Below are 17,565 nucleotides of genomic sequence, written 5' to 3' on the forward strand. Positions count from 1 at the left end.
CTGCAACCATTTAATGGGAAAATTAAATCGGGATTAGCTGACAAGCAAGCGCTAGAAACAGCGATTATTTGCAAGTAAGTCTTTTAACTCATTCACCCCGCGAGCCTTGCGAGTCACGTCAGCGTTGCGCCGAGCACAGAAAGCAATCTCAAAACTCAAAACTCCCCATTCCCCCCATCGGGGTTCAGAAGAGGCATAATAGTTAAAAGCTGGCGGCTTAATTTAAAGCTTTCATCAGCAGCAGCAAATTGTCTAGAATCCTTGACTGGTGTCTTATGGTTGTATCTCAATATTCCAATTACCTAATTACAAGCTATAACGATTTTGATGTCAGTACCAGCCCCAGCAATGTAGTGCCGATGGTACTAGAACAGTCGGGGATGGGCGAACGGGCTTTTGACATTTACTCGCGCTTGCTGCGGGAGCGAATTGTGTTTTTAGGAACCCCCGTAACCGACGAAGTGGCTGACTCGATAGTGGCTCAGCTATTGTATCTAGATGCCGAAGACCCAGAAAAAGATGTCCAAATGTACATTAATTCCCCCGGAGGCTCGGTGACGGCCGGCATGGCAATTTATGACACAATGCAGCAAATCCGCCCGGATGTGGTGACGATTTGTTACGGTTTGGCAGCGAGTATGGGCGCATTTCTACTGACAGCAGGAGCAGCCGGCAAGCGGATGTCTCTTCCGAGTTCCCGGATTATGATCCACCAGCCGCTCGGAGGCGCTCAAGGTCAAGCAGTTGATATTGAGATTCAAGCCAAAGAAATCCTTTATCATAAGCGTAAGCTGAATCAACTGCTAGCGCACCACACGGGTCAACCGATCGATAAATTAGAGGCTGATACAGAGCGCGACTTTTTTATGTCAGCCGAGGAAGCCAAAAATTACGGTTTGGTCGATCGAGTTATCGAAAAGGAAAACCTTCCGGCGGCGGGAGAGAATGTCACTGCACTGAATTAAGAGGCTGTTATGTCTAAGTACGACTCCCATCTAAAATGTTCGTTTTGTGGCAAGTCTCAAGAGCAAGTACGCAAGTTAATCGCAGGGCCCGGGGTGTATATCTGCGACGAATGCGTGGACTTGTGCAATGAAATTTTAGATGAGGAGTTGTTTGATTCGAGTGCAGTGCCGGCAGCGGCGGCTCCGAAGCAGGAAACGACGCAAAAGCGCCGCGCTACCTCGGGCAAAAGTATGTCGCTGAGCCAAATTCCGAAGCCGAGGGAAATTAAAAATTACCTCGACGAAAATGCGATCGGGCAAGATGAGGCGAAAAAGGTGCTCTCCGTGGCAGTTTACAACCACTACAAGCGCCTCAGCTTTATCCATGCCAAAAATAGCGGCAAGCACCCGCCGGAAGAAGTAGAACTGCAAAAATCGAATATTTTGTTAATCGGGCCGACGGGCTGCGGAAAAACTCTGCTGGCTCAGACTTTGGCGGATATGCTGGACGTACCGTTTGCGGTGGCTGACGCGACGACGCTTACGGAAGCGGGCTATGTCGGCGAAGATGTGGAAAATATTTTGCTGCGGCTGCTGCAAGTGGCAGATATGGACGTGGAAGAGGCGCAGCGCGGCATTATTTATATTGATGAAATTGACAAAATTGCCCGCAAGAGCGAAAATCCTTCGATTACGCGCGATGTGTCTGGGGAAGGCGTGCAGCAGGCGCTGCTGAAAATGCTGGAGGGGACGATCGCCAATGTACCTCCTCAAGGCGGCCGCAAGCATCCCTATCAAGACTGCATCCAAATTGATACTAGCAATATCATGTTTATCTGCGGCGGTGCTTTTGTCGGTCTGGAAAAAGTGATAGAGCAGAGAACGGGCAAAAAGTCAATGGGTTTTATTCAACCCGGAGAAGCTCAGCCGAAGGAAAAGCGGGCTGCTGACGTTCTCAAGCAACTGGAACCGGACGATTTGGTGAAGTTTGGGATGATTCCTGAGTTTATCGGGCGGGTGCCGGTGGCGGCGGTGTTAGAGCCGCTGGACGAGGAAACGCTGATGGCGATTTTGACTGAGCCGCGCAATGCTTTGGTTAAGCAGTATCAAAAGCTGCTGAAGATGGATAACGTGCAGTTGGACTTTAAGCCGGATGCGATTCGGGCGATCGCCCAGGAAGCATACCGCCGCAAAACTGGAGCGCGGGCGCTGCGGGGAATAGTCGAAGAGTTGATGTTGGATGTGATGTACGAGTTGCCGTCGCGCAAGGATGTTGCCCGGTGTACGATTACTAAGGAAATGGTCGAGAAGCGATCGACCGCCGAGCTGTTGGTACTTCCGTCTTCGCTGCCCAAGCCAGAGTCAGCTTAAAAGCAAGGTTTTCAGCACAGCCACTTATGGAATCTCGCATTCAATCATACCTGCGCTTTGCCGCGAGCCAGCAGCGCGATACCGAGCGGATCGGGCCGTTCCTCGCTACCTTCAGCCGCCACAGCACCAACCCTTATCTCAACTATGCGATTCCCGACGACGGCGCCGCACCCTCGCTCGCCGATGTCAACGCGCTAATCGCTGCGTACTCTCAGCGCGGGCGACAGCCGCGTTTGGAGTATGTCGCGAAACTAGCGCCGGCTGTCGAAGAAACGCTGATATCGGCGGGTTTCACCGTTGAGGGACGCTTGCCGCTGATGGCTTGCACTCCGGGTTCCGAGGAATTGCTTCCCATCCCCCCGGGCATCGAACTCATTGTGCCAGTTTCCGAAGCCGAGATCCTCGGTACAGTGGCGGCGCAACACAAGGCTTTCACAGAGTCTGCACCAAGCCCTGAAGACGTTGACAGTCTTCGGAAAACTCTGGCTGCAGGTGGCATCGCCGTACTCGCTCGCGTAGCAGCAACGGGCGAACCTGCGGGGGCTGGAATGTGTACTGTGTCGGCAAATCAGACGACAGAAATCGCCGGTATCGGCGTGCGCGTCCCTTTTCGCCGGCGGGGCATAGCAGGGGCTGTGACGGCCCGGCTGCTTCGAGAGGCTTTCGACGCGGGTGTTGCGGTGGCGTTTTTGATGGCGGGACACGAGGAGGAATTCCGAGTTTACACCCGCGCTGGATTTTGTGCGATCGGCGAAATTTTGCACATTTCGCTCCCGCCCCAGTAGACATTTACCAATCGATGAAATCATCCTCACCTAACTCAGAAGATAACTCGGGAAAATCCGGTTCAGATTCCAATCTAAAAGTTTCAGATTCCCAAATCTCCAAGTCATCCGACAAATCGACTACTTCCCCGTCAAACATATCAGCCAATTGCCTAGCCGAATTTGCGACATTTCGCGCGTCATCACGCACCGCTACAGCCTGAGCGTTAGAGTCATTTTGAGAGTCTGTAGAGGCGTTTGTGGGCGATCGCGATTCGGAAATTGCCGGCACATTAACGGCGGTATTTTCAGCCACTGGCGGGTGTTTTTGTTCTTCTCCCTCCTCCCTAGAAAAATTATCTAAAATCTCAGAATCCTGTGAGTGCTGCACCTGTTGATTCGCATCACTCACAGGATTAGAATTCCTAGGAGTTTCGCCAACACGTCCGTTAGAAGTTGGCAAATTCTTGGCGCGGGAACTATTAGTTTCAGCGGGATTTGTCAATCCAACTTTCACTGTTACTCGACGGTTAAAAACTTGCAAAAAAGCTTCTTCAATATTAGCTACTTTGTCTTTAACCATATTCAGCAACGGCTGCGAACTAATCTTAACATAAGCAGTATCATTGCTAAAAATTACTAGCAGTCCGTGTTGGCGAAGCAGCGATTGAGTGCCGTGCGGCCGCACGCGGTCAAGTACCTGTTCCCACACTCGATTTAAATCGATTTCATCGGCTGAATTAGTCGGTGAATAATTTGTTTGATTCGTTTCAGCAGTTGGTACAGGTGCGGGAATTTGTGCAGAAGGTGTGATTTCTGTTCGATTAGCAATAGGCGGCGGCTGAGGTGGAGGATTTTGCGAATTGGGAACTGAAGATTGTTCAATATTAGATGTCTGGTTTCCCCCCAAAGCTTGGGGGGGTTGGGGGGGATGAATTTGTGATGGAGTAATATTTTTAGCTGGTTCGGCTGTTGGTTGCTGCGGAGTTCTAATTGCTGAGGGCAGCAATCCCAACAGCGTTACTTCCAGCCACAAACGCGGCTGAGTAGTGTTTTTAATTTGCACTTCGTGGGTTTGCAAGTGTTTCTGACCTGCCAAAATCAACTCGGCATCCCACTTGCGGGCAAAATTGCAAAGTTTTTCCCAAGTTCCGGCTGTCAAAGCTACTAAATCTGACCGCTTTGGTGCAGATGAGGCTATTAGCAAATCTCGGTAAAAGCTCGCGAGACTTTGCAGCACGATTAGCGGTTCCCGACCGCGATCCATGAGGTGTCGGGTCATGTCTATTAATGCTGTAGGATCGTCTTTTTCTATAGCTTGCAGCAAATCCATTAAGTCATTTTCGGGAACGGCACCGACTAAATCCCAAACTTTTTCAACTGTTATTTCACCGGAAAATAAGCTTAGTTGGTCGAGCAAACTTTCGGCATCTCGCAGGCCTCCTTGGGCGATTTGAGCGATCATTTGTACTGCATCGCTGGCAATGTTGATATTTTCTAATTTGGCAATTTTGTGCAAGTGTGCGGTCATTGAGTCGAGAGGAATCCGGCGGAAGTCGAATTTCTGGCACCGAGAGATGATGGTTGGCAAGACTCTTTGAGGGTCGGTTGTTGCGAGGACGAATACTACGCGATCGGGCGGTTCTTCTAATGTTTTTAATAAGGCATTAAATGCCTGGGTACTGAGCATATGAACTTCGTCGATTACATATACTTTATAGCGGCACTGTACGGGGGCAAATTGAGCTCGTTCGATCAAATCCCGAATGTTATCTACTCCTGTGTTGCTGGCGGCGTCAATTTCGATGACATCTAGTGTCGAACCTCGGGTAATTTCTTGGCAAACGTTGCATTTGCCACAGGGTGTCGGGGTGGGGGCAACCGTAGAAATACAGTTGAGGGATTTGGCGAAAATTCTGGCGCTGGAGGTTTTACCGGTGCCTCTGGGGCCGGTGAATAGATATGCTGGTGCTATGCGCTCTTGTAGGATGGCGCTGGTGAGGGTTTGGGCGATCGCCTCTTGACCGACTAATTCGGCAAATGTCTGAGGGCGATATTTGTGGTGCAGGGGTTCGTAGGTCACGATCGAATATGGGTGGTATTAGCTGTAATCTTAGCTAAGGAGACGTTGTTCGATCGCAAAGAGAGCTCGACTCTCACAGCCAGCCGCCCGGTGGGATTGCACGGCGTTGGCGATCGAACAGTAGCAATTAGCACCATGATTTCGTCCGCCCCTCGATCGTCCGAGCGATCGGTGGTTCTCCTTAATGTTTTCCGCTGCTCGCTTCCAGAGTTACTATTAATTTATGTGTATTTATTTTTCTTTTGCTAGAACCGGAGCCCGCCGAACCAACATTTTTTCTGCCCTATATTGGTATAATATATCACAGAGAATTGACCATTTCTTTTGGTCGGTGTCCGAGCGCGATTTTCCGATATTTCGGGAACCTGCTTGCAGTTAAAGATAAAGTATTAATTAGAGGGTGCCTGTTCGAGTTGCAGAAATCCAGTTGTACCAAGATGGTGGTGGAATGAGGTCAATGTTAGTCGATCGAGTTGCACTACCAGCTCTATTCTGGAGTTCTGTATAAATATAGCGTCAAATTTTACCCTTTAAAAGCCCATGTCAACCCAAATAATCCTTGTAGAACCAAGGTTGGCAGTAGCCTCTCCCAAACCTAAACAGTCTAAACCGGGAGATCCGTCCTCAGACCAACTCTTCATGGGAGCGTCGGGATTACTGTTGTTATTGCTTATCGGTTTAGCGGTTTTTACCAAGCTAAAACTCAAGGATTTGAGCAAAAAACTCAAATTTGAGGAGTTTAGAAATCGAGAACTCCAGAAAAAATACAAAATGGCTCTGGAAACCCTGTCAAAGATGGAAAAAAATCCCGACCTCATCCACTCGCGAGACTTTAATTTAGACTACCTGAGAATGCGGATGGCGGAAGAAGTCTTTCACTTTGCCATTGTGAACCAGATTAAGGTAAAAGTCAAAGACAAAATTAGTATTGCCCTGCGTCCGACTCAGGGTGCAGTGGGAGATAAAAACGGGAATGCCGGCAGCGGCAGGCAAGTAGATTCGATGTTTGATATCGAATACGAAACTGGAGATCCCGCAGTAAAAATAGAAAAGCGAGTGCTGTTTCGGATTCAAATTAAGCTGATGAAACTGCCAACTCAGGCAACATCAGCGACAATTAATCAAATTATTGACTGTTTGGAAACTTATCTGAGTCCTTCAGACGACCACGACAGTTGGCAGCCGACAATTCAAGGTCGCATCGTTCACATTGAGTGGGATCAAAAAGCCAAGCCCACGCCGATGTTGGTGCTGGAACAGTCGAATGAAGGGGTAAATGTTACCTTTAGGACTACGAGAACGCCTGCCGGCAGACCTGCGAATGACGCTGAGAGCCAGTTGACAGGAGCTAAAGGCCAAAAAAGTGGCAAAAGTAGTTCTAAAAGTCCAGCCAAAGGTGGGACAAAAAGTCCTGCCAAAGTAGGAGGAAAGCGTCCCGGTTCTCGGAAATAAGTTTAGGTGAATTAATTTTATTTGCCAGAAAGAACGCCTGTTGCAGCCGGTGTTGATGTATCTTGTGCGAGGTAGCCGTCTTCCATGTGAATAATGCGATCGGCTATGTCTAAAATGCGGTTGTCGTGAGTGACAAGCAAAATAGTGCAGTGCTGTTCTTTTGCCAAACCTCGCATAATTTCTACCACATCTCGACCTGATTTACTGTCTAGTGCTGCTGTGGGTTCGTCTGCTAATACTAATTTCGGCTGGCTGACTAATGCCCGGGCGATCGCAACTCTTTGTTTCTGTCCGCCAGAAAGACTGTCCGGGTAATAATCTATTCTTTCTCCCAACCCCACAGCTTCCAGCATTCCTTCTATTTTATCATTAGTTTCTTGCCCAGAAAGATGGCTGTGCAGTTCTAAAGACATTTGCACGTTTTGCCTAGCTGTCAAGCATTTGAGCAAGTTATGAGCTTGGAAAATATAACCGATGTCGCGGCGGACTTGAACTAATTTATTTTTCCCCGTTCCCCGCAATTCTTGGTCGAGAATTTTAAGACTACCTTCTTGGATCGATCGCAAAGCTCCAATCAAGGTTAACAATGTTGTTTTACCCGACCCCGAAGGCCCAGTCATCAGCACGATTTCGCCCGGATAAATTTCGAGGTTGATGTCAAATAATGTCTGTTTGCGAAGTTGTCCTTCGCCGAAGTAATGATTGAGGTTTTTAATTGAGACAACTGGTAAAGTATTCATTGGTAATTTGTAGCTGTTAATTCGTAATTTGTAATTGGTATTTCCTTCTTCCTTCTTCCTTCTTCCTTCTTCCTTCTTCCTTCTTCCTTCGTTAAAAAATATCCGCCGGGTCAGCCGCCTGCAACTTCCTAACTGCGATCGCCCCCGACACAGAACACATGACAACTGTCATTGCAAAAACAGTTCCAGCTTTCATCAAAGTCATGTACATCGGCAAACTCGTAGCACTTCTCGCTAAATTGTACAGCAGCATAGAAACCCCAAACCCAGGCAAATAGCCGAGAATTGCCAGAATCAAAGCCTCTTGAAATACCACAGTCAAAAAGTAAATATCCTTGTATCCCATCGCCTTCAGCGTAGCGTATTCTGGCAAATGATCGGTAACATCAGTATAAAGAATTTGATAAACAATCACTATCCCGACGATAAATCCCATTGCCGCGCCGAGAGTGAAAACAAATCCGATTGAGGTGCTTTCTTCCCAATATTTTTTTTCAAAAGCTACAAACTCTTCCTTGGAAGCAATTGTCACGTCTTGTGGCAAAGTTGCTCTCATTTTTTCAATAACTGCCTTGACATCCGTTCCAGGCTGCAAGTGAACAATTCCTATATCAATTAAACCTTTAGTTCTTCTAGTGTGAAAAATCCGCAGAAAGTTCAAATCGCTAGTAATAATATTCCCATCAGCACCGAAAGATGCTCCTAAAGTAAATAACCCTTCTACAGTAACGCGACGGTTATCTATTTCAGTTTGCACAGGCTTTCCCTGCTGGAAATATTCCGCTACTGGCCCAAACTCCGGGCGAGAAGCTTGGTCAAATAAAACCACATCCGAAATTTGAATTTTGTCCAAATTATTCTGGACTTCCGGCATATCAAAAATGGGATTAGCGGGATCGAAACCGATTACCATCAATTGGCGGGTGTTGCGTTTTTCTGGTTCGGGATTTTTCCACAAGCCAAAGCCTAAATATACCGGGCTGATTGCTTGAACGCCGTCAAAACTCAAAGCTTGATACAAGCGCCGCTGGGGAAAGCTTTTCATGGCTATTAAAGCCGTTGACTGAGTGCTGGTGATAAAAATATCCCCTTTTAACTTTGCATGAAAGCTGATGGAGCTTTCAAATAGCGCGTCTCTAAATCCGAACTGCATAAACATCAGCAAGTCGGCAAATCCAATGCCGGCTAGCGCGATTACTAAGCGCATTTTTTCGCGGGTTAACTGTGCCCAAGCTAGCGGTATTTTTGCCATAATTTTAATCAAGGAAGTTCGGCAACGAGCAATGTACGGGATGTAACTGATTTAACGGATTTAATGGATAGATGTAAGATGGAAGATGCAAAATGGACACGGATAAATAAATTAACTATCCAGGGTGAGTCGCTTTTTTAGATGTCTATTTTAACTTCAACTTGCAAGTTTGTCAGAGTTGCAACTTTTTTGCTCGATGCGGGATCTAGGCGAATTCTTACTTCGATAACTCTCGCGTCGGTGTCGGCGGCGGGGTCTGTATTGAGGACATCTTTTTTGCCGATTTGTTTGCCGATGCGATCGACTGTGCCTTCCAAAGTGCCTGCAAATACGGGGCTGCTGACGGTAGCGCGCTGGCCGTTTCGCACTTTGGCAATGTCGGTTTCGTAAACTTCTGCTACGGCGTACATTTGATCGGTGCCGCCTAGTTCTACGATGCCGTCTTGAGTGTTGATGCGTTCTCCTTGTCGGGTGTGAACTTTGAGGATGTAGCCGGATACGGGTGCTTTGACGTAGCTTAAGTTTAAGTCTACTTGAGCTTTTTGTTTGGTGGCGATCGCACTTTCGACGGCTGCTTGGGCGGCTTGCACGTCTTCGGCACGGACTTCACCAATTTGGTCGAGATTTGCTTTGGCTTGATTGATTTCTTCTTGGCCGGTTTCTGCTTTTTGTTTTAGTATTGCTTCGGCTTGATTGATTTGTTCTCTGCCAGTTTCTATCTTTTGATTTAAGGTGGCTCTAGCTTGGTTAATTTCCTGCCTGCCTGTTTCTATCTTGCGTTTGAGATTGGCTCGGGATTGATTGATTTCCTGCTTGCCTGTTTCTACTGTTTGTTTGACTGTGGCTTTAGTTTCGACTATTTGCTCTTGCAGTGTTTGCACTGTTTTTTCTAATATAGCTTGAGCTTCTTTGACTTTGTGGCGAGCCGTATCTACTGCTAAGCGTTTGGTGTCGTAGGCGGAAGCAGAAATTGCGCCTGTTTCTGAGAGTTCTTTATTGCGTTGTTCCTCGGCTTCGGCGTTGGTTAATTCGGCTTTTAGCCGATCGACTGTAGCGTTTTGAGAGGCTATTTCGCCGCGCAATTGAGCTTCTAACCTAGCCAATTTGGATTGCTGCACCTCTGTTTCTCTTTCTAGTTGTGCCTCAAATTTGGCAAGATTAGCTTGTTCGGCTTCGGTTTCTCTTTGCAGTTGTGCTTCAAACTTGGCGACGTTAGCTTGTTCGGCTTCGGTTTCTCTTCGCAGTTGAGCTTCAAACTTGGCGACGTTAGCTTGTTCGGCTTCGGTTTCTCTTTGCAGTTGTGCTTCAAACTTGGCAACTTCGGCTTTCCCAGCGCCGATTTGGCCGGTTTTTGCGCCTGCTTGAATTTTCGCTAATTCTGCTTGTTTGACTTTGACTTCTTTGTCGGCTTGTTGGAGGATTGCTTGGAGCCGATCGCGCGTATCGAGAACTGCTATGATTTGTCCTTGACTGACTCGATCGCCCTCTTCCACCTGCAACAGTTCAATTCTTGCTCCCTCCGACGCCGAAGGGGCTGACAAGTTTATAACTTCCCCCTGCGGAGTCAACCTACCCAAAGCGGTAACGCCCTTTCGGGTGGAGACGGGAGTTGCAGCAGCAGCAGCCGCCGCCGCCTTTAACTCTTCGGCTTTTCTAAGTTGAGATACTTGCCAAAAACCTACTCCTGTGGTAATGAGAGTAGCGGCGATCGCTAAACCGATGACTCCTCGCCCTGGGGGTTTTAAAAATGATTTATCCTTGACCCGTGATTCCTTTCCCATTATTTATAAAGTAGGTGATTTCCTAATTAAGTTTTGCCCACCTACTCTTAAGTATTGTAAACCAGTTTCAGCTATTTAGGGATATCAAAAAGCACCTCGGTCATGTAATGTTCGGCCCAATCTTGACCGAAAGCTTTTTCGAGTACGCGGCGGGTTTTGTCGTTTTGCTGCTGCTGGGTGCAGTAGTAAATTTGAGCGTCGAGAATTTCCGATGCTTCGGCGGCAGAGACTGGTTCGGAAGCGACTGCCTGTTTGCAGTGAATTTCAACGTAGGATTCAACAATATCCAAAAACCGACTGTTTTCTTCGATCGACTCTGGTCGCACAAACAGGCAAAATTCTGAGAAAATATCCCCCCATTCTGGAATTTGGCGGGGACAAGAAAATTGCTTGACCGGCAAAATTTCCAGTTGAGTTCGGTAAATTTCCGACAAAGTTCGATCTCGATTGAGGGGAGAAAGGTCTGCGATCGCGGCGCTAACTTGGCCTTTGCCTGCTACTATATCCGTACCGAACATCGGCAAAGCATAATTCGGTCTGGGAAACATCACGCAGTGCAGAATGTCAAGTACCGGCCCGACTTTAGCGAGTTCGAGGTGTATTTTGCGGAACTGGGGCGTTTGATAGCAGCGGTTTTCCACGATCAGTTTTTCTCCTTCCAAGCGCCCTTCTATATATCCCAACTCAGCGGGCAGGTGGTAGGGTTCGAGGTCGAGATAGCGGTGCCATACTGCTTCCATCCGATCGGCTAAATCGCGGATGAGATGGTGCTGTTGTTCGCGCAGAGAAGGCTGGGATATTTCTAACATTCCTATTTATCGGGGGATAGCTTAATAAAACTTGATTCTACTGTTGCAGGATGCAGGAAAAAAGGTAGATACTTTAACAATATCAGTAGATTGACTTACGATCGAGCAAGTTTTACAGGAGATTTTGTATGTTTGGTCTGGGATTGCCCGAAATGGGCATTGTTGCGGTAGTCGCTATTCTAATTTTCGGGCCCAAGAAGATTCCTGAGTTAGGAAATGCTTTAGGCAAAACTTTGCGTAGTTTTAAGGATGGCATCGGTCAATCTGATGATGAAGCTGTTGATCGGGAGAAAAATAAAGAGGAAGAGGGCCAGCCGAAAGTGTAAATTAGGTTTTTAGTGAGGATTTTATTCCTCATTTTTAAGGACTCAATTCCTCACTAAGAACCTATTCGGGAAATTTGCCTTCTCTAACTTCGAGGGAATAATCTTTGACAGCTTGGGTAATCGTTTCTCGCAAATTGGCATAAGCTTTCGCAAAAGGCGGCTGTTTTTCGGAAAGTCCCAACAAATCGGAAGTAACTAAAACTTGGCCGTCGCAGTGCGGCCCCGCGCCGATACCAATGGTGGGAATACTTAATTTTTGGGTAATTTGAGCGGCTAAGTCTGCGGGAATGTGTTCTAACACGATCGCAAAAGCACCGGCTTCTTGAAGCGCGATCGACTCTGCTATGATGCGATCGGCAGCTTCAACAGTTTTTCCTTGTTTTTTGTAGCCGAGTTGGTGTACAGACTGCGGAGTTAAACCGACGTGTCCCATAACTGGAATTCCGGCGGATGTTAGCTGCAAAACTGTGGCCGCCATTGCTGGATATCCACCTTCTAATTTTACAGCTTGAGCGCCTGTTTCTTTCAAAACTCTCCCCGCCGAGTGCATGGCTTGCTGGGGGCTTTCTTGATAAGTCAAAAACGGCAAATCGACAACAATTAATGCTTGTTTAACTCCACGGCGCACAGCTTTAGCGTGGTGCAGCATTTCATCGAGAGTTAGCGGTAGCGTAGTTTCGTAGCCTAAGACTGTCATGGCGAGGGAATCGCCGACGAGGATGATATCTACGCCTGCTTGGTCGATGAGTTGGGCGATCGCATAATCATAACCTGTCAGGGCAACAATTGACCGCCCTTGTTGTTTCCACTGAATTAATTGATTAGTAGTGACTGACATTTTAGTTGACTCCTAGATAATTCGGCGATTGAAATTGCTTCTATACAAACGAAGTCCGCCTGCGCGGACTAAGAGATAAACGGGGTATTTAAAATCATTTGGTGATTGAAATCGCTCATATAGTCAAACGAATTCCGCGCAACGCGAGACGAAGAGATGGAACTAATCGGAATTTTACACCCGAATATAGCTTTGCATTCCCTCCGCCGGCAAAACAATCAACCGCTGATTTTTCAAGTCCGGTTCTAAACCCAAATCTTCGAGGGGAATTAAGCCGAGTAAAGGTTCTTCTCCTGCGGGAAGTTCTACACAATCATACCTGCCTTCCCTGCCAGCTACGGCAAGACTGACATCTTTGAACAGACGAAATTTTCTGGTTCCTATTGCCGTATGTCCGTCGATTTCACCTGACATTGGCAAACCCAACTGACTGATAATATCTGCTGGCAAACAGAGTCGAGTTGCCCCTGTATCGACTAAGACGTTATCGATGGTGAGAGAGCGTATTTGCTCTGCGGGGATGAACCCTCTTTCTCCAAGAATTTCATCAATGTGATTGGTGACGGTTATTGTTGCGGTAACTCTGCCCATTTTTTTATCCTTTTGTTTGGCTAGAGAATGATTCTGTTTTCCGTTGAATAAATTATATACGATCTAGGGTGCATCTTGTACATTTTAACAAGATTTGTCACTGAGAGCGATGTTGTTCTTTATTGGTAAATTTTTGCTTAAAAATGTTGCACATTAATAGCAGAAATGCTCTCTAAATATTGATTGTCGAAGCTTCTTCCATTCTTGTTTAGAAACATCTGCACGAGTTTTATCACCCGATGGATCGCGGATCTCCCAAATTGTATCTGCAATGCGATCGAGCGATCGCCCGTGAGAACCAGCATCAAAGTCCCAGAAAGCATCACCGACGCAATCTCCTGGTGTAGCAATCATTTCTCGATCGACTGTACCGCGAATAGCATTCCATTCGCGGATGTAGACAGGAGAATCGTCCGATCGCAATTTTCGATCTCCTAACTGAGGATTAACTTTGTAGAAAAACCAATCCGTAAACCTATCCACAGCTTGTTCTCGCGATTCTAAATCGCGCGATCCAGCAGCGGCTAGATTTGCGCCGCCGAGAAGCATGGCAAAAGTTAACGCAAACACCCCTAAAAACTTCGAGATTGACTTAATTGACAGTGATTTAATTAGCATAGTTTTCGATCTACTTTCAGATCATAATCCACAATTAGAAAGAAACATCTCTTGTCGAATTGCCGACCATTCACTGATGCTGATTTTATCGCTTTTGGGAATTTGCTGTCCGGTTCGTTGAGGATGACGGCTGTAAAAAATTGTATCTGCAAGGCGATCGTAAGTTTGTTGGTATGTTTCGCCATTAATTACTGTGAATTCCCATCCGATATCTCCCGGACCCGGACTGTTGCAGACTTCTTGGGCGGGCTTAACTCGCGGATCGATCGCTTCGCGCAATCTCCGCCATTCATTGCTATATTCGCGATCGCCCGCTTGGAGTTTCCGATTGTTTAGTTGAGGATTAACCCTGTAGAATAGGATATCCGTCAATCGATCGACGGCTTGTTCTCGCGATTCGGCTTTGGCGAGATTGGGGCTGCTGAGCACAAGGGCGATCGCGATCGTACAAATCATTGAAAATCTTGAGACGCACTTAATTGACAGCGGCTTGATTAGCATAGCGATGGTGAATTGTACATTTTAACAATATTTGTAACTGAGAGGTATCTTTTTATCTATTCCTGAAATTCTGCTAATAACTGTTCCCCGAAAGGATGTTCTTGCAATTGCTTAAACGTCAAATCTCCTTTACTTATTCCTTCCCGCCACAGCCCAACATAATTTCCCCACACAACGTGAATGTCGGGGTGGTTTTCTGGTGATTTTTTGCGAAAAATTTCTAATGCTTGCAAATACAGCGGTTCCGCTTCCGAGTACCTGCCTTGGGAACGATAAAGTTCGGCTAAATTGTTGAGGTGATTGGCTAAACTGGGATGGTTTTCTGGGAGCGAGCGCCTGTCTATTTCCACTGCTTGCAAATACAGCGGTTCTGCTTCCGAGTACCTTCCTTGGGAATAATAAAGTGTGGCTAAATTGTTGAGGGGATTGCCTAAATTGGGATGGTCTTCTGGGAGCGAGCGCCTGCCTATTTCCACTGCTTGTAAATACAACGGTTCCGCTTCCGAGTACCTTCCTTGTAATTGATAAAGTTGAGCTAAATTGTTGAGATAACTGGCTAACTTGGGATGGTCTTCTGGGAGCGAGCGCCTGTCTATTTCCACTGCTTGTAAATACAGCGGTTCTGCTTCCGAGTATCGACCTTGGGAACGATAAAGTTCAGCTAAATTGTTGAGATAACTGGCTAACTTGGGATGGTCTTCTGGGAGCGAACGCCTGTCTATTTCCACTGCTTGCAAATACAGCGGTTCCGCTTCCGAGTACCTTCCTTGGGAATAATAAAGTGCGGCTAAATTGTTGAGGTAAGTGGCTAAAGCGGGATGGTCTTCTGGGAGCGAACGCCTGTCTATTTCCACTGCTTGCAAATACAGCATTTCTGCTTCCGAGTACCTTCCTTGGGATTTATAAAGTAAAGCTAAATTGTTGAGGTTTGTGGCTAAAATAGGATGATTTTCCGGGAGCGAGTTCCTATTAATTTGTAATGTTTGCAAATACAGAGATTCCGCTTCCGAGTACCTGCCTTGGGATTTATAAAGTCCGGCGAGGTAATTTAAACTACTTGATAAGGTCAGTTCCACATCTAACTCTTGTTGAAGGCCGATCGCCTTTTTAAAATAGTCGATCGCCAATTCATACTCTTGGTGAAAATTTTCGCACTCTCCCGACTTGATCCTTCTGTCATAAATCTTCCCCATACTGGCATAAAGACTTGCCAAACTCGGGTCTTCGAGTCCTTTTTTCTGTTCGGTTCGCGCGATTAAATCCTGCAAATCTTCCAGCGGAATCAAACTCGGCGGTTCGCGATCGTCGCCTTCAACTAGCAGTCGAAACGGTTCAAATTCCGTTTTGGAAACAGCCGCAGTTTTTTTCGTATCAAAGCGAAACACGCCTTTCCGCCAACTCCAAAAATCAGGAGACTCGTTACTAATCAAAACTTCAATTTGTCGCGTCACCCACAAGACAATCGAAAACGGAAACTCCCGCATTGCTTCCCGCGTCCATTGCAAATAGCCAAAAAACACTTCTTGTTCCGATCGACTTTCGCCAAATTGTTTAAAAAACCGCAGTTTTTCCGCACCCGTCACGGTGATAACGGCTTTTCCCCGCTGCTGCAAATACGCTTCTTGTTCGACTAAATTGGCGATCGCCGATCGCAAACTCGGTTCACCCCTCGCCAATTCTACGCGATAGCGGCGGATATCCGGTTCGAGTTGTGCTTCATAATCTGAAATTAGGCGATCGCGACAGTCGCTATCGTCGCAAACAGCAATTAGCAAGTTGAGAATATCTTTACCCGCTTCAATTGACACGAGTAAATCTTCATAATTATCTTGGTTTTGACTGTTGAGATTCCACATAATTGCTTGTCAGTTGTATCGAAGTCTCGATCCCCCTAAATCCCCCTTAAGAAGGGGAGTAGGGGTTGACTTTGAGAATACTCTTGTCCCCCCTTATTAAGGCAGACTTTGAATACTCTTGTCCCCCCCTTATTAAGGGGGGCTAGGGGGGATCGATTTTGGACTCACACATTATCTTAGTCCGCGAAGGCGGACTTCGTTTGTTTAGTCGCGGTTTCAACCGCCGTTTCAACTATTCACTCGGAAAATCATCTCGCTGCTTCAACAATTCTAGCACGATCGGGTGAATGTCGTACCACAAAACAGCATTGCGATACTCCAAAACATACAACCCGTGCAGCAAGTCCAAAAACCCTTGTGCTTTCGGGTCAGCAGGTTTAAAATCTCTGTAAGTTGCAATCAACATCTCATAATCAGTCGTTCCCAAACGGGTATCGAAATCGATCCGCAATTTATTAATCGCTTCCTCAAACACCTCAGCATTAATTTTAACCGCAGCTTCTGGATTCCGCCGGATCAACCGCAAACAAATGCGGCAGCATTCGTTAGCAATTCTAATCAATTCTCGCAATACTCCACCGCTGTATGCGACAACGCGATCCAGTGTTTCCGGTTCGATCGAGTCGCTTCCCAAGCGTTTAGCTAAAATCTCTTTCAATCTCGCCGCCGGTTCCGCCATAGCAACAGCATCAGCATTTCGGCTTTCGCCGCGTTTAAACAGCTTTGTGACTGGCATGAACACGATTTGATCGTTAGTTTCCGTTTCCACGGTAGCGGCCAAAGAGACATCTCGCAGCGCGGAAATAGGAGTTGTTAAAATCATCCTAAAATTCGGCAAAAACAGCGCTTTGATATGTTCTTGATAAACTTGGCGGACGACACCTAAATCCAACTTATCCAGGTCATCAATCACTACAATTACGTCTTTTTGCGCGCCTTCTCGAACTACGGCAGCAATCTCGTTAATTGTCGCCACCAAATCAGAAACTTTGCGAATAAATTCTTGTTTAATTTCTTCACGAACCGTTGCATCAGCTTTTAACTTGCCTGTAATCATCTTAAACAAGTTAAAACCGACCGATCCGCTGGCGCCCAATTCATCAATTTTTGTTTTAGTTTTAGTTGCAAACCAGTTATAAAATGATTCTTTAATTGATTCTTTGATGGGAATTTGCTGTTTTTCGGCTGCATCCATCAACTGAACTGCGATCGCAAACAAGATATTGATATGATTGACATCCGACATTTCAATCAAGTCGGAAATCGAGAAAAACACGGTAAAATAGCGATCGTCCATCTGGCGGCAAAACTCCGCCAACAGTGTAGACTTGCCGCAGCCGCGATGTCCGCTAAAAATAATTTTACCCCTACCGGAAGGGTCATCTTCGACTAATTGCTCTAATTGTTCGAGGACTTCCGTCCCGTATTCTACTCGAAAGTTCTCGACTTCCTTCGGAGTTATCAGCGGCGACAACTCCATATTTGCATAGGCTGTCCGAAAAGATTCTAGTAATATTTTTGACATGGCACTCTGAGGCTATTATTTAACGTTATCCATAATTATAAGCTGTCTTACATCTAAATTGATATTACCCGCAAGTCAGGACACGGCACTGCCGTGTCCCTAAAATTAATCTGG

17 protein-coding genes are annotated in these 17,565 nt (G+C 46.6%); 6 read left to right on the forward strand and 11 right to left on the reverse strand.

Annotation, left to right across the window (positions count from 1 at the left end):
• Positions 1-275 precede the first annotated feature (275 nt).
• From clpP to QUA02_RS09770, 3 genes are read left to right on the forward strand one after another with little or no spacing between them, the layout of a single operon-like run.
• The gene (gene clpP / locus QUA02_RS09760) at positions 276-965 is read left to right on the forward strand and encodes an ATP-dependent Clp endopeptidase proteolytic subunit ClpP (protein WP_333027040.1); all 690 of its coding nucleotides are present in this window, start codon (positions 276-278) and stop codon (positions 963-965) included.
• Between the two features lie 9 nt (positions 966-974).
• A complete protein-coding gene (gene clpX, locus QUA02_RS09765; protein WP_333027042.1) occupies positions 975-2,315 on the forward strand; it encodes an ATP-dependent protease ATP-binding subunit ClpX in 1,341 nt (446 codons plus the stop codon).
• Positions 2,316-2,341: 26 nt separating this feature from the next.
• Complete coding sequence (locus QUA02_RS09770; protein ID WP_333027044.1) at positions 2,342-3,100, forward strand: GNAT family N-acetyltransferase; 759 nt, start codon at positions 2,342-2,344, stop codon at positions 3,098-3,100.
• A 4-nt stretch (positions 3,101-3,104) separates the two neighbouring features.
• Here the strand turns inward: QUA02_RS09770 and QUA02_RS09775 are convergent, their stop codons facing one another.
• Positions 3,105-5,162: a DNA polymerase III subunit gamma/tau gene (locus QUA02_RS09775; RefSeq protein ID WP_333027046.1), complete on the reverse strand. Its 2,058-nt coding sequence runs from the start codon at positions 5,160-5,162 to the stop codon at positions 3,105-3,107.
• Positions 5,163-5,174: 12 nt separating this feature from the next.
• Here QUA02_RS09775 and QUA02_RS09780 point away from each other — a divergent pair, with 12 nt between their 5' ends.
• Positions 5,175-5,411, forward strand: a complete 237-nt coding sequence (locus tag QUA02_RS09780) for a hypothetical protein (RefSeq protein ID WP_333027048.1) — start codon at positions 5,175-5,177, stop codon at positions 5,409-5,411.
• A 291-nt stretch (positions 5,412-5,702) separates the two neighbouring features.
• Positions 5,703-6,614, forward strand: a complete 912-nt coding sequence (locus QUA02_RS09785; protein ID WP_333027051.1) for a hypothetical protein — start codon at positions 5,703-5,705, stop codon at positions 6,612-6,614.
• A gap of 17 nt (positions 6,615-6,631) precedes the next feature.
• On the opposite strand, the gene QUA02_RS09790 is transcribed toward QUA02_RS09785, so the two are convergent.
• The 4 genes from QUA02_RS09790 to QUA02_RS09805 all read right to left on the reverse strand — a co-directional run bounded on the left by QUA02_RS09790 (position 6,632) and on the right by QUA02_RS09805 (position 11,196).
• Positions 6,632-7,354 (reverse strand): DevA family ABC transporter ATP-binding protein, encoded by a 723-nt coding sequence (locus QUA02_RS09790; protein WP_333027054.1) that lies wholly within the window; start codon positions 7,352-7,354, stop codon positions 6,632-6,634.
• A 91-nt stretch (positions 7,355-7,445) separates the two neighbouring features.
• Positions 7,446-8,606: an ABC transporter permease DevC gene (gene devC, locus QUA02_RS09795; protein WP_333027056.1), complete on the reverse strand. Its 1,161-nt coding sequence runs from the start codon at positions 8,604-8,606 to the stop codon at positions 7,446-7,448.
• A gap of 137 nt (positions 8,607-8,743) precedes the next feature.
• Positions 8,744-10,387, reverse strand: coding sequence for an HlyD family efflux transporter periplasmic adaptor subunit (locus QUA02_RS09800; protein WP_333027058.1), 1,644 nt, complete (start codon positions 10,385-10,387; stop codon positions 8,744-8,746).
• Between the two features lie 71 nt (positions 10,388-10,458).
• Positions 10,459-11,196, reverse strand: coding sequence for a phycocyanobilin:ferredoxin oxidoreductase (locus QUA02_RS09805; RefSeq protein WP_333027060.1), 738 nt, complete (start codon positions 11,194-11,196; stop codon positions 10,459-10,461).
• A 128-nt stretch (positions 11,197-11,324) separates the two neighbouring features.
• On the opposite strand from QUA02_RS09805, the gene tatA reads away from it, so the two are divergent.
• The gene (gene tatA, locus QUA02_RS09810) at positions 11,325-11,522 is read left to right on the forward strand and encodes a twin-arginine translocase TatA/TatE family subunit (RefSeq protein WP_333027062.1); all 198 of its coding nucleotides are present in this window, start codon (positions 11,325-11,327) and stop codon (positions 11,520-11,522) included.
• 61 nt (positions 11,523-11,583) lie between these two features.
• Here tatA and panB read toward each other — a convergent pair whose 3' ends face one another.
• The 6 genes from panB to QUA02_RS09840 form a co-directional block, all read right to left on the reverse strand.
• On the reverse strand, positions 11,584-12,360 hold the full coding sequence (gene panB / locus QUA02_RS09815) for a 3-methyl-2-oxobutanoate hydroxymethyltransferase (RefSeq protein WP_333027063.1): 777 nt from the start codon (positions 12,358-12,360) through the stop codon (positions 11,584-11,586).
• Positions 12,361-12,534: 174 nt separating this feature from the next.
• Positions 12,535-12,951, reverse strand: coding sequence for an aspartyl protease family protein (locus QUA02_RS09820; RefSeq protein ID WP_333027064.1), 417 nt, complete (start codon positions 12,949-12,951; stop codon positions 12,535-12,537).
• A 153-nt stretch (positions 12,952-13,104) separates the two neighbouring features.
• On the reverse strand, positions 13,105-13,569 hold the full coding sequence (locus tag QUA02_RS09825) for a hypothetical protein (RefSeq protein WP_333027066.1): 465 nt from the start codon (positions 13,567-13,569) through the stop codon (positions 13,105-13,107).
• Positions 13,570-13,590: 21 nt separating this feature from the next.
• A complete protein-coding gene (locus QUA02_RS09830; RefSeq protein ID WP_333027067.1) occupies positions 13,591-14,070 on the reverse strand; it encodes a hypothetical protein in 480 nt (159 codons plus the stop codon).
• 56 nt (positions 14,071-14,126) lie between these two features.
• Positions 14,127-15,926 carry a tetratricopeptide repeat protein gene (locus QUA02_RS09835; protein ID WP_333027068.1) on the reverse strand — a complete coding sequence of 600 codons (1,800 nt, stop codon included), beginning with the start codon at positions 15,924-15,926 and terminating at the stop codon, positions 14,127-14,129.
• A gap of 232 nt (positions 15,927-16,158) precedes the next feature.
• A complete protein-coding gene (locus QUA02_RS09840) occupies positions 16,159-17,451 on the reverse strand; it encodes an AAA family ATPase (protein ID WP_333027071.1) in 1,293 nt (430 codons plus the stop codon).
• Between the last annotated feature and the right edge of the window lie 114 nt (positions 17,452-17,565).

Origin of the sequence: Microcoleus pseudofavosus SVA1_A4, assembly GCF_036700565.1 — a bacterium.
Classification (GTDB): Bacteria; Cyanobacteriota; Cyanobacteriia; order Cyanobacteriales; family Microcoleaceae; genus Microcoleus.